The sequence below is a fragment of the Bradyrhizobium guangzhouense genome (assembly GCF_004114955.1).
In the GTDB taxonomy this organism is placed as follows: domain Bacteria; phylum Pseudomonadota; class Alphaproteobacteria; order Rhizobiales; family Xanthobacteraceae; genus Bradyrhizobium; species Bradyrhizobium guangzhouense.
The window spans coordinates 2,841,692-2,854,722 of record NZ_CP030053.1 but is presented as its reverse complement, the minus strand read 5'-3'; the positions used below and the strand labels follow the sequence as shown (position 1 = coordinate 2,854,722).

10 protein-coding genes are annotated in these 13,031 nt (G+C 64.3%); 5 read left to right on the top strand and 5 right to left on the bottom strand.

Annotation, left to right across the window (positions count from 1 at the left end):
- Positions 1–34 precede the first annotated feature (34 nt).
- From thrS to XH91_RS13695, 3 genes are all read left to right on the top strand, one after another.
- Complete coding sequence (gene thrS, locus XH91_RS13705) at positions 35–2,077, top strand: threonine--tRNA ligase (protein ID WP_128951085.1); 2,043 nt, start codon at positions 35–37, stop codon at positions 2,075–2,077.
- Between the two features lie 93 nt (positions 2,078–2,170).
- On the top strand, positions 2,171–2,734 hold the full coding sequence (locus tag XH91_RS13700) for a nitroreductase family protein (RefSeq protein WP_128951084.1): 564 nt from the start codon (positions 2,171–2,173) through the stop codon (positions 2,732–2,734).
- 63 nt (positions 2,735–2,797) lie between these two features.
- Positions 2,798–4,054, top strand: a complete 1,257-nt coding sequence (locus tag XH91_RS13695; protein ID WP_128951083.1) for a serine hydrolase domain-containing protein — start codon at positions 2,798–2,800, stop codon at positions 4,052–4,054.
- 58 nt (positions 4,055–4,112) lie between these two features.
- Here XH91_RS13695 and XH91_RS13690 read toward each other — a convergent pair whose 3' ends face one another.
- Both XH91_RS13690 and XH91_RS13680 read right to left on the bottom strand, forming a co-directional pair.
- Positions 4,113–6,575, bottom strand: a complete 2,463-nt coding sequence (locus XH91_RS13690; RefSeq protein ID WP_128951082.1) for a putative bifunctional diguanylate cyclase/phosphodiesterase — start codon at positions 6,573–6,575, stop codon at positions 4,113–4,115.
- A 913-nt stretch (positions 6,576–7,488) separates the two neighbouring features.
- Positions 7,489–8,349 carry a LysR family transcriptional regulator gene (locus XH91_RS13680; RefSeq protein WP_128951081.1) on the bottom strand — a complete coding sequence of 287 codons (861 nt, stop codon included), beginning with the start codon at positions 8,347–8,349 and terminating at the stop codon, positions 7,489–7,491.
- 105 nt (positions 8,350–8,454) lie between these two features.
- On the opposite strand from XH91_RS13680, the gene XH91_RS13675 reads away from it, so the two are divergent.
- A complete protein-coding gene (locus XH91_RS13675; protein ID WP_245470750.1) occupies positions 8,455–9,447 on the top strand; it encodes a zinc-dependent alcohol dehydrogenase family protein in 993 nt (330 codons plus the stop codon).
- A gap of 16 nt (positions 9,448–9,463) precedes the next feature.
- Here the strand turns inward: XH91_RS13675 and XH91_RS13670 are convergent, their stop codons facing one another.
- Both XH91_RS13670 and XH91_RS13665 read right to left on the bottom strand, forming a co-directional pair.
- Positions 9,464–9,658 (bottom strand): hypothetical protein, encoded by a 195-nt coding sequence (locus XH91_RS13670; RefSeq protein ID WP_128951080.1) that lies wholly within the window; start codon positions 9,656–9,658, stop codon positions 9,464–9,466.
- A 426-nt stretch (positions 9,659–10,084) separates the two neighbouring features.
- Positions 10,085–11,170: a hypothetical protein gene (locus XH91_RS13665; protein WP_128951079.1), complete on the bottom strand. Its 1,086-nt coding sequence runs from the start codon at positions 11,168–11,170 to the stop codon at positions 10,085–10,087.
- Between the two features lie 232 nt (positions 11,171–11,402).
- Here XH91_RS13665 and XH91_RS13660 point away from each other — a divergent pair, with 232 nt between their 5' ends.
- Positions 11,403–12,419 carry a patatin-like phospholipase family protein gene (locus XH91_RS13660; protein WP_128951078.1) on the top strand — a complete coding sequence of 339 codons (1,017 nt, stop codon included), beginning with the start codon at positions 11,403–11,405 and terminating at the stop codon, positions 12,417–12,419.
- Between the two features lie 7 nt (positions 12,420–12,426).
- On the opposite strand, the gene XH91_RS13655 is transcribed toward XH91_RS13660, so the two are convergent.
- On the bottom strand, positions 12,427–12,855 hold the full coding sequence (locus XH91_RS13655; protein WP_128951077.1) for a CBS domain-containing protein: 429 nt from the start codon (positions 12,853–12,855) through the stop codon (positions 12,427–12,429).
- Positions 12,856–13,031 lie beyond the last annotated feature (176 nt).

Here is a 13,031-nt window from a genome sequence, read left to right as displayed (position 1 = left end):
CTCGTTCGCAGGAGTGAGCCTCAGGAGAAAAGCAATGTCCGACCAGCCCAAATCCGAATCCGGCTTCCAATATAGCCTCAGCAACCTGAAGCCCGTGACCCCCGCAGCCAAAGTCACCCTCACCTTCCCCGACGGCGCCCGGCGCGAATACGAGAAGAGCATCACCGGCCTCGACATCGCCAAGGGCATTTCGCCCTCGCTGGCCAAGCGCACCGTGGCGATGGCGCTCGACGGCGTGCTCGCCGATCTCAACGATCCCATCGAAGCCGATGCGAAGATCGAGCTCGTCAATCGCGACGATCCGCGCGCGCTCGAGCTGATCCGCCACGACTGCGCCCACGTGCTGGCGGAAGCCGTGCAATCGCTGTGGCCGGGCACGCAGGTCACCATCGGCCCGGTGATCGAGAACGGCTTCTATTACGATTTCTTCCGCAACGAGCCGTTCACGCCGGAAGACTTTGCCGCGATCGAAAAAAAGATGCGCGAGATCATCGCGCGCGACAAACCTTTCACGAAAGAGGTCTGGGACCGCGAGAAAACCAAGCAGGTGTTCCGCGACAAGGGCGAGGCTTTCAAGGTCGAGCTGGTCGACGCCATTCCCGGCAGCGAGCCGATCAAGATCTACTACCAGGGCGACTGGTTCGATCTCTGCCGCGGCCCGCACATGACCTCGACCGGCAAGGTCGGCAATGCCTTCAAGCTGATGAAGGTGGCCGGCGCCTATTGGCGCGGCGACAGCAACAATCCGATGCTGACCCGCATCTACGGCACGGCCTTCGCCAAGCAGGAGGATCTCGACGCTTACCTCAAGCAGATCGAGGAAGCCGAGAAGCGCGACCATCGCAAGCTCGGACGCGAGCTCGACCTCTTCCACTTCCAAGAGGAAGGTCCCGGCGTCGTGTTCTGGCACCCGAAGGGCTGGACGATTTTCCAGCAGCTGATCGCCTATATGCGGCGACGCCTGACCGGCGACTACAACGAGGTCAACGCGCCGCAGATTCTCGACAAGTCGTTGTGGGAGACCTCGGGCCATTGGGGCTGGTACCGCGAGAACATGTTCGCGGCGCAGTCGGCCGGCGACGAGGCCGAGGACAAGCGCTGGTTTGCGCTCAAGCCGATGAACTGCCCCGGCCATGTCCAGATCTTCAAACATGGCCTGAAGAGCTATCGCGACCTGCCCTTGCGCCTCGCCGAGTTCGGCGTGGTGCATCGCTACGAGCCGTCGGGAGCCATGCACGGCCTGATGCGCGTGCGCGGCTTCACCCAGGACGACGCGCATATCTTCTGCACCGAGGATCAGCTCGCCGAGGAGTGCCTGAAGATCAACGATCTCATCCTGTCGACCTATGCGGACTTCGGCTTCACCGGTGATCTCACCGTGAAGCTGTCGACGCGCCCGGACAAACGCGTCGGCACGGATGCGATGTGGGATCACGCCGAGCGCGTCATGGCGACGGTACTGCGCGAGATCCAGGCACAGAACAATCACATCAAGACCGAGATCAATCCCGGCGAAGGCGCCTTCTACGGGCCGAAGTTCGAATACGTGCTGCGCGATGCCATTGGGCGCGACTGGCAGTGCGGCACCACGCAGGTCGACTTCAACCTGCCGGAACGGTTCGGTGCGTTCTACATCGACCACGACGGCGGCAAGAAACCGCCCGTCATGGTGCACCGTGCGATCTGCGGCTCGATGGAGCGCTATATCGGCATCCTGATCGAGCACTATGCCGGCAACTTCCCGCTCTGGCTCTCGCCGGTGCAGGCGGTGGTCACCACCATCACCTCGGAAGGCGACGAATACGCCAAGGTGGTGCTTGAGCAGGCGCGGCGCGCGGGTCTTCGGGTCGAGATCGACCTGCGCAACGAAAAGATCAACTACAAGGTCCGCGAGCACTCGCTGGCCAAGATCCCGGCGCTGCTCGTGGTCGGCAAGAAAGAGGCCGAGACGCATTCGGTCTCGGTCCGCCGGCTCGGCAGCGACGGCCAGAAGGTGATGACGACGGAAGAGGCCATCGCCGCCCTCGTCGACGAGGCGACCCCGCCGGATGTCCGGCGGGCGCGCGGCGCGGTCTGATCGTTGAAATCGATCTAAACTCGCTTTCGGTTGCGGGCGTGCATGCCTATCTCGGCATGACACGCCCGCCGACCAGCCGAAGAGGCCATCGCAATGCTTGACGCCATCGAACTCCTGAAGACCCGCCGCTCGGTCAAGCCGCGCGAGATGACCGGCCCTGGCCCCACGCCGGCCGAGCTCGAGACCATTCTCACCATCGGCGCGCGCGTGCCTGATCACGGCAAGCTCGCCCCCTGGCGCTTCATCATTTTCGAGGGCGATGCGCGCCAGCGCGCCGGCGAGGTGATCGCGAAAGTCTTTGCCCGCAAGAATCCCGGCGCCTCCGCAGCCGATATCGAGACCGAGCGCAAGCGCCTGACCGATGCGCCGCTGGTGATCGGCATCGTCAGCTTCACCAAGCCGCATCCCAAGGTGCCGGCGTGGGAGCAGGAGATGTCGGCAGGTGCCAGCGCCATGAACATCGTCACCGCCGCAACCGCGCTCGGCTACGGCGCCTGTTGGCTGAGCGGCTGGTTCTCCTTCGATCGCGACGTGCTTGATGGCTTCGGCCTCAAGGCCGACGAGAAACTCGCCGGCCTCGTTCACATCGGCAAACCGACCAAGCCGAGCGAGGATCGTCCGCGACCGGTCCTTTCCGAAATCGTGACCCGTTTTTGATCGGAGTTTTGTTGACGCCCTTGGCGTCTTGCGGCTTTGCTCCGGGCGTGGGGGGAAGCCCGGATGAAGCGTCGTGAATTTCTGGTCGGGGCCGCCATGCTGGCCGGCACGATGGCGCGGAGCCGCGCTGGCGACATCCCCTCTCCGGCACCCGACAAGCTGCGAGCCATCACCGCCTTCTTCGAAAATGAGGTGACCAGCGGCCGTTTGCCGGGCGCGATCGTGCTGATCCACCAGCACGGCAAGTCTGTCTATTTCAAGATGTTCGGCGTGCGCGATGTCAGGACCCGCCTGTCCATGACGCCCGACACGATCTTCGCGCTTCATTCGATGACAAAGCCGATCACCAGCCTCGCTGCGATGATGCTGATCGACCAAGGCAAGCTCTCCCTCGCCGACCCCGTGTCGAAATACATTCCCCTCTTCGCCGCCACCAAGGTGGGAATGGAAATCACCAAGCCCGATGGCTCGATGGCACTCGAGATGGTGCCGCCTGTTCATCCGGTGACCGTCAGGGATTTGATGCGGCACACCTCGGGCATCACCTACGATTACATCGGCGGCAGATGGGTCGAGCTGGCCTACAAGGCGGCCCATATCTTCGAAGGCCACTTCAACAACGGGGAATTTGCCGACCGTATCGCCCGGCTTCCGCTGGCGCGCGAGCCGGGGACGCTGTGGCGCTACGGTCATTCCACCGACGTGCTGGGAAGCGTCATCGAGATCATCACCGGACAGACGTTGTACGACGCATTGAAGCAACGCATCTTCGATCCGCTCGGCATGACCAGCACCAAGTTCTTGCTGTCGACGCCCGACGAGATCGAGCGGATGGCGCGACCGCTGCCGAGCGACCAGATCCTGCTCAATGGCGAGCGCGAACGTCTCGACCATCCGGAATGGCAATCCGGCGGCGGCGGCCTGCTCTCGACCATCACCGACTATCAGCGCTTCGCGCAAATGCTGCTCAACGGCGGCGAACTCGACGGCAAGCGCTACCTCAGCCCGGCCGCGTTCAAGGCCATGACGAGCGATCAGATCGGGCCCGGCTCCGGCGTCGAACGCGACTATTTCTATTTCCCCGGCGATGGCTTCGGCTATGGCTACGGCCTTGCTGTCCGAACCGACCCCGGCAATGCCAAGCCGCCGCCTGCGGGCTCGATCGGTGAATTGAAATGGGACTCGGGCAGCGGCACCTATTTCGGCGTCGATCCCAAGCTCGACATGGTCTACATCCTGATGGAGCAGACCCAGAACGAACGCGGCCGCATCACGCCCGCGTTCAAGGAACTGGTCTACGGCAGCTTTCCGCCCGCATAAGTCATTTGTTCGAGCACGATCTGTTCGGAAAACCGCTGCGCACTTGTCCGAATCATGCTCATGCCGCCCGTGAGGCGCGCTGGCCGAACTCCGCGAGCAGCTTTGCGATCTCGGCGGCCGGGCGCGCCGCACTGAACAGAAAGCCCTGCACCTCGTTGCAGCCTTCGGCTCGCAGCCAGTCGAGCTGATCCTCGGTCTCGACGCCCTCCGCGGTCGTGGTGATATTGAGGCTCCGGCCCAGCCCTGAGATTGCGCGCACGATCGCGACGCAATCGGGCCGCCGCGCCAGATCCTTCACGAAGGAGCGATCGATCTTGATCTTGTCGAACGGGAAGCTGCGCAAGTAACTGAGGCTCGAATAGCCCGTGCCGAAATCATCCATGGAAATGCCGACACCGAGCTCGCGCAATTGATGCAGGATCGCCAGATTGGCATCGGTCTCGGCGAGGAAGATCGATTCGGTGATCTCCAGCTCGAGCCGCTTCGGCGACAGGCCGGATTGCGCCAGCGCCGAGATCACGACCTGAACCAGATTGCGGCTGCGGAATTGCGCCGGCGACAGGTTGACCGCGACCTTGACGTCGGAGGGCCACTTCACCGCTTCATGGCAGGCCTCGCGCAGCACCCATTCGCCGAGCTGGGTGATCAGGCCGATGTCTTCCGCCACGGGAATGAATTCCGCCGGCGAGATCATGCCCTTGTCGGGGTGACGCCAGCGCAACAGCGACTCGAAGCCGGAGATGCGGTCGGACGCGATCGACACCAGCGGCTGATAGTGCAGCTCGAACTCGCCATTGGCGAAGGCGCGGCGCAGATCGACCTCCATGTCGCGGCGCTTCTGGGCTTGCAGGTCCATGTCGCGCTCGAAGAAATGGTGCACGCCGCCGCCGTCGGACTTCGCCCGGTACAGCGCCATATCGGCGTTGCGCATCAGTTCCTCGGACGTCGTGCCGTCGCCCGGCGACAGCGCGATGCCGATGCTGGCGCCGATGACCATTTCCTGGCCGTCGATGTCGTAGGGCGCCTTCAGCATGTCGATCAGCAGCGTCGCGCAGGCGCTCGCCTCGTTCGGCGAAACGTCTGCGGCGAGGATCACGGCAAACTCGTCACCACCAAGCCGCGCGGCGAGATTGACGCCGCGAACGGCAGTGGCGAGACGTTCGGCGACTTGCTTCAACACGCGGTCGCCGGACGGATGCCCGAAGGAATCGTTGATGTTCTTGAACAGGTCGAGATCGATATAGAGCACGCCGACCCGTTTTCCCGCGGCCTGGTCGAGCGCCTGCTTCAGGCGCTCCTGGAAATACTCCCGGTTGGGAAGGTCGGTGAGCCCGTCGTGATGCGCCATATAGGCGATCCGCGCTTCCGCCTTGCGCCGCTCGGTAATGTCGGCCACTGCAACCAGATAGCCGTCGCGGTCGTTGAAGGGGACGCGGCGGCCAAAGGTGAGCACTTCGATCTCGCTGCCGTCGGCGCGCAGGTGCCGCCAGTTGCGCGGGGAGTGATAGGTTTCGCCGACGCGCTCGAGCGCCTCGGCGTGGCTTTCCCACTCGTCCTCGGGCCAGATCTCGTGCAGCTTCATGCGCAGGAAGGCGGCGCGACTATAGCCGTAATGCTGGACCGCGGCGTCGTTGACGCTGAGGAACTGCTTGGTCTCGGCGTCGAACACCCACATCGGCATCGGGTTGTTGTCGAACAGCAGGCGGAACGAGGCGTCGCGCCGCTTCATCGCGGTCACATCGGAGATCGTCAGCGAAATGACGTCGGCAAAGGCGGTCGCGCTCATGCGCAGATAACGGCCATCGCTCTCGATCTCGAGCTGCTCACCGCGGCCGCCCGAAACCGCCTTCAGCAGGAACTCCATGATTTCGGCCGCGGCCAGCAGCGAGGTGCCCTGACCGATCTGGCGCCACAACAGGCCGCCGCTCGCGACCTCAAGCAGCAGCTCGGCGCTCTTGTTGTGATGCACGACCTGGAAATCGAACGGCCGACCGTTCGCATCGCGCAGCGTCGCCAGCGAGACCACGGCATCGTCTGTCGCCGAAAAGATCGCATCCAGCAGATTGTACTGCGCGCCGCGCTCGTTGACATAGGCGCCGACCAGCGTCGCGCCCCAGCGCGAGGCGGTCGGCAGCGCCAGCAGATCGTAGGTCCTGACCATGCCGTCGCGCACGCAGTGGGCCCTGGCCTGGTGCGGCCGCCCGTTCTTGAGCGCGCTTGCCGCCACTTCCGACAGCGCGGTGGCGCAATCCGGCGCCAGCTCCGCGAGCGGGATATCCCAGCGCTCCTCGCCGAGCCATTTCTGCACGTAGCGCCCGCTGCGCGACAGTTCGAGCGTGCCGTCGCCCTTGAGCAGCGCGATGTGATCGGCCAGCCGTCCGAGGCTGCCGAGCATCACGTCTTCATATCGCGGCAGCCGGTCACCCGGCCTCAATGCGGCACGCCATTTGCGCTGAAGCACCGGGATGTCGTCAAACATTTCGGTGGCCGGTTTGCCCGGCATCTTCTTCGCGGCACTCATTGCAGTCCCCAACGCACTTTCCGTGCGCATCCAAAGGCTGGCCTGCTTAATGGCGTGTAAAAAGGACGCAGAGCTGGTTGCGGATCAGCGATTACGACAGTTTTAAGTCGCGCCTTGGTTAGTGGGCGTTAGAGACTGTGACGGTTGCTTGAATTGCGCACAGCTGCATCCACGTCGTCATTGCGAGCGCAGCGAAGCAATCCAGAATCTTTCCGCGGATGCAGTCTGGATTGCTTCGCTGCGCTCGCAACGACGGAGTGTGCGGAAACATGGTCGCTCCATCAATTTGTATTGTCATCGCAGACGCACCTTCGCATCCTCGCGGCTCATCTCGCCCGAGCTTTGCTTCATCGCTTCACCCTCCAATGAAAGAGGGCGCAGGGAAGACCGGGTGCCAGGCTGGCACCTGGGTTCCGCTGTGCGATACCTAAAAGAAGAGGCTGCACAGCGGCGTACAGGTGAAGCCGAAACATCCGGCCTTCCCTGCGCAGTGGTTTGACGGCTTATGTCGTGCTCTCCCCGGGGAGCGAGGCACTATCCCCGTCGGCTCGCAGATCGCCAATACGAGGGTCCGGTTGGACCACACGCATCATGACGAGCCTTGACGCACAGACCCGGGCGCCAGGACCACACGATTTTGCCGTACGCCGATCACACCGGTCGTTCGCGCGACAGTCCCACTCGCGGTTGCCCGCCCAGCAAAACCCTTCGCGCCGATGTGCTCACCGTCCACTGCCGTCCGGTCCGCGTCGTGACGATCGCGATACGCCCCTCTTCCATGGGCCGGGTTGCGCAACCCATACGTCATTTCCGAATTTCGGTAAAGTGGAATATTTTTGTTGGAAGGCATTGCCCCGCGCCTGGGGTGTTTTGCCCGCCCGGCAACGCAAGATCTCGTGGCCCGGATGGAGCGCTACGACGCCTCCCCGGCCAGTTGCTCGATCACGAGATCCAGCAACGCGCGCAGACGCGCCAGCCGGCGGAGATCGCGGTGGTATCCGACATAGGTGTCGCGGCCCGGCGGCATCACCCCGATGTCGAGCGCGACCAAGCGGCGGTCGCGATCACCGAGCGGACGCGGCAGCACGGCGAGGCCGCCGCCGCCGGCGCAGAGCTCGGCCTGCGCCTGGCGATTGTTGCTGCGCGCGGCGATCTCCGCGTTCGGCAAATTGCGCTTCAGCCAGACCGCGTCGGGCATCTCGGCGAATTCCGCGTTCATGGTCACGACGCGGACGCCGCTGCCATCGCCGGCCCGCGGTGCCTTGCTGCCCTTCTTGCCGTAGAGCGCATAGGGAATGTGAAGCAGCTTTCGCGAAATGACCTCGGGCTCATCGAATGGCTTGATGCGAAAGACGAGGTCGGCCTCGCGCCGCGGCAGGCTGTAGAGCCGCGCGTCGGTCAGGAGCTCGACGATGACCCTGGGATGGCGCTTGCCGAACGCCGCAATGACAGGCGACAGCATCAGCGTGCCGAACCAGTCCGACGAGGACAGACGCAACATGCCGTCGAGTTGCGTCTCGGCACCGGTCGCCTGCCGCTGCAGCGCCAGCGCTTCTTCCTCGATCCGCTCGGCATGCGCGAGCACCGCGGCGCCTTCGTCGGTAAGCACAAAGCCATCCGCGGTGCGCTGGAACAGCGTCTGCCCGAGCGCCTGCTCGAGCGCGCGCAGGCGCCGCCCCATCGTCGGCTGGGTCTGGCCGATTTTTCGCGCGGCTGCCCCGAGCGTGCCCTCGCGCGCGATCGCGAGAAAAATGCGCAGATCGCTCCATTCCATCGGAATTCCCACCCATTCAAAAATGCACGAATATCGTACATCCTTGTTTCTTCCCATGCAAAAAATCATGGGCATATTGGAGGGCAAATAACGGAGCCGACGACCATGACCAGAGCATCGACGATGCGTGCAGCCGTGCTGGAGACCCACAACGCCCCCTTGCGCATCTCAACCATCTCCACCCCCGAGATCGGCCCGCGCGAGGTGCTGGTGCGCGTTCGCGCAAGCGGGGTCAATCCGCTCGACACCAAGATCCATGCCGGCGCAGCCGCGCATGCGCGCCATCCGCTGCCGGCGATCCCCGGCATCGATCTCGCCGGCGTGGTCGAGCAGACCGGACGCGAGGTCTCGCGGTTCACGGTTGGTGACGAGGTCTACGGCATGACCGGCGGCGTCGGCGGCGTGCCGGGATCGCTCGCCGAATTCGCCGCCGTTGATGCCGACTTGCTGGCGCTGAAGCCGGCCAATCTCAGCATGCGCGAGGCCGCCGCCCTGCCGCTGATCTTCATCACCGCCTGGGAAGGCCTGATCGACCGCGCCGCCTTGAAGGCCGGACAGAAGGTGTTGATCCATGGCGGCGCGGGCGGCGTCGGCCATGTCGCGATCCAGATCGCACGCGCGTTCGGTGCGGAGGTGTACGCGACTGGCTCGGCCTCGCAGCGCGCGACCATCGAAGGTCTTGGCGCCGTATTCATCGACCGGGACATCTCGGTCGAGGCCTACGTCGCCGAGCACACCGGCGGCCGCGGCTTCGACATCGTCTACGACACCGTCGGCGGCAAAGTGCTCGATGCCTCCTTTGCGGCGGTGCGCCGCTTCGGCCATGTCGTCAGCGCGCTCGGCTGGGGCACGCATGCGCTGGCACCGCTGTCGTTCCGCGCCGCCACCTATTCCGGCGTGTTCACGCTGCTGCCGTTGCTATCGGGCGAAGGCCGTGCGCATCACGGGGAGATCATGGCGGAAGCCACGCGCCTCGCCGAGGCCGGCAGGCTGGTGCCGCTGCTCGATGCGAGACGCTTCACGATGGAGAGCGTTGGCGAGGCCTATGCGTTGATCCGCGATCACGCCGCCAAGGGCAAACTGGTGGTCGATATCTGACGGCGCAAATCTGCCGCTAATCCTCGCTCGACGCCGCGGAGCGGTTGCGCAGATAGGCCTGCGACAACAGGAAAAATAGTGCGCGCTCGCCGTGATATTTGGCTGATGGACGCGAGCGCTCGAAACCATCGGCAAAGATCTTGCCGGACTGGTCGCAGACCTGCCACCGCCAACCGAACCGTTTGCGTCTGGTGAGGATCACTTCGAACATGCCGACGCGCTTGGTCCCCTGCTCCTTGCCAGCAGCGCAAGCCCACCAAGGCTGCGCCGGCGTCCCCCATCGGACGGATGCCCGACATATAACCCAGCAGGACGGAAAGCGAATGAAATTGATTATCGGAAATGCGTATCTTGCAAAGGTAATACGAAGACACGATGAGCCTGGAATAAGCCGATGCCACCGGTGTTTTTGATTTCTTGGCTAGACGTCTTGGTAGCGCTGACAGCGGTATTCAAAGCGAAACGCAGCGGGGATGCCCGGTAAGCAGACGCTCACCGGGACGTTTCACAACAAATGTTAGGGCCTGACTCGCGCCTGGAGATGCGGTCGCAAAGCGTCCGCGCTGCAGCGATCCTGCCGAGCAATCCTCTCCGGCTCTTGTGACTTTTCGTGCGCTGAATGAGAAGTGCGGCGCGCTCAGCGCGCCACGACTTCGACTTCGCCATCGACGCCGTTGACCACGTTGAAGCCGCGCTCATAGACCTTGCCCTCGTTCTTGGCGATGGCGCGGTATTCGCCTTCGGAGAGCACGACGCGCGGGAAGGCGCCGATCGATTCCTTGATGACGTCGCCGCCAGGCGTCAGCACCGACCAGGCGGTGTTGGCGAGCGCCTCGCCGCCCTTGTCGCTGACGAGCTTGAGCGTGATCACGGCCGCACGATGGGTGATGGTGACGTCGGTGAGCTTGCCGGCCTGGACGCGGATGTCCGAGCGCACCACCGAATTGGCGTCGCCGTAATTGGAGATGATGTAGTAGGTGCCCTCCGGCAGCAGCACGACGTCGCCGGCGGCGACGTTCGGCACCAGCGAGGCCCGCTCGCCGGTTTCGAACTGGCTGCCCTTGTAGATCGCAAACGAGATCTGGTTCTGCGGGATGCGGCTGGTGCCGACGCGGCCCTCGATGCGCAACCCCCCGGCCGGCAGCACGAAGGACTCGCGGTCGGTCTCGGCCTTCAGACTGACGGTGCGCACCGCGCTGACGAGACCGAAGGCGACATGCACGACGTAATTGCCGGGCGGCAGCACGATGCTGGGCGTCGCGCTGCGGTCCTCCTTGATCAGCTTGAAGGTGCCGTTCTCGTCGGGACGGTCAGCAAAGACGCGCCAGACCAGGCCGCCGTTGATCGCCGGAGAATCCTTGCCGTATCTCGCGGTCAGCGACAGCACACCCTGGCCCGGCACGGCCGCGCTGAACGGCGCGGACGGGGGCACGGTCGAGACCGCCGGCGGCGGCATGCTGGGCGTATTCGGCTGCGTCAGGGTCGGCGGCAGGCTCGGAGGACCGGCACCCGGACCGGACGGCGGGGCCAGGCTCACGGCATTGCCGGGATCAGGCACCGAGGCCGGCGGCACCGGCGGCGGACGATCGGAGAAAAGCTGCGCGTGCGCGGTATTTTGGCCCAAGCCGAGGAGGCATGCGGCCAAAGACATTGCAACGACAAGCGCCGGCAGCGGCCTGCCGCCGCGCCGCCATCTGCTGATGCCGTCACCCCCGGGAGTCATGCCTCTGCTTTTCACCGAAAACGCGGCAAATTCAAGCCTCTGAAATCCCATGGATTACGGTTCTATGGAACCCGGCTGACGCCTGCGTGATTACATCCGAGGCAACGGGCCCTCGCCACACTCCTGCCCCCTGTGTCCCGAACGCTATAAACCATGCTTTGCCCTGTTTCTGGCGAAGCGGAAGCGCGGCGCCTACTCTGGAGTGAGGACGGCCCGAGGTAGGAGAGTTTCGGTGCTGGATATCTTGAGAGGTCGCGGTTTGAACGGGGCAAATGGCGAGAAAGTCGGCCTCGGCAGTATCCGCCGGCCCGTCATCGGTCTCGCCCTCGGCGGCGGCGCGGCGCGTGGATTTGCCCATATCGGTATCATGAGAACGCTGCTGGCCAACGGCATCGTGCCCGATGTCGTGGTCGGTACCTCGATCGGCGCTGCGGTCGGCGGCGCCTATGCGGCCGACCGGCTCGACGCGCTGGAAGACTGGGCCCGCAGCCTGCAAGGCGTGCGCAACATCCTCGGCTATCTCGACATCCGCCTCAACGGTTCGGGCCTGATCGGCGGCGAGAAGCTCGCAAGCCGGCTGGAGGAATCGATCGGCCAGACCCTGATCGAGGACCTGCCGATGAAATATGCCTCGGTCGCGACCGAGGTCCGGACCGGCCACGAGATCTGGCTGACGCGCGGCCGTCTGGTCGAGGCGATGCGCGCCTCCTATGCGCTGCCCGGCATCTTCTCGCCCGTGATGATCGGCGACCGCTGGCTGGTCGACGGCGCGCTGGTGAACCCGGTGCCGGTGTCGGCAGCACGGGCGCTCGGCGCCGAAATCGTCATCGCGGTCAATCTGTCGACGGACATCTTCACGCATTCGACGACGATCCATGCGCATGGGGCGACACCCCTGCCTGTCGCCGAGGAGGTCCCGGCCAAGCGGCGTTTTCCGCGCATCTTCTCGCCGGAAAAAACCGTCAAGCGCGAGTTCTTCGGCAGCGCCGGCCGTCCAGGCATCTCGTCGGTGATGATCGATGCCTTCAACATCATGCAGGACCGCATCACCCGTGCGCGGCTCGCCGGCGATCCGCCCGACCTTCTCATTACGCCACGGGTCGGCCAGTTCGGCTGGTTCGACTTTCATCGCGCCGAAGACCTGATCGCGCACGGCGCGCGCGCCGCCGAGCGTGCGCTCGAGTCGATCCAGGAAACCATCGAGGTGCTCGCGCCGGCGCCCGAAGGCGCCGCGCCGAAAGCCGAATGAGACGGGCTTAGGCCGTCTTGATGTAGTCGCGCAGAGCTTCCTGCTCGGACTCGTATTCGCGCACGCGCCACTTGACGATGTCGCCGATCGAGATGAGGCCGACCACCCTGCCATTGTCGACGACAGGCAGATGGCGGAACTTGCCTGTCGTCATCATCTCCATCAGTTCGGCGACCGTATCGGTCTCCTTGCAGCTCACGACCTTGCGGGTCATGACCTGACTGACAGGCTCATCCAGCACGCCTGCGCCGCGCTCGCCGAGCACGCGCACGATGTCGCGCTCGGACAGGATGCCCTCGAGCCGGCTCTGGTCCATCACCAGCACCGCGCCGATCTTCTTCTCGCCGAGCAGCTTGACGGCAGCGACGAGCTTGGCGTCGGGCGCGACGCTCATGATCTGGTGGCCCTTGGTATTGAGAATGGAACGTACCGTCATTGTCGCCTCCCTGAATCGGACCCGTCCGCTTTGCGCGGTCCGGACTTGTTCGCGAGTCTTCAACTAACAGTTTCAGCGCCGGTTTCACGCTCGAGCGCTTTGCGAAGTGCAGCTTCTATGAGCTTGCTGCTTCGGAACATTCTTCCCGGGAATGATGGATGAATTCGGGCCGCGCC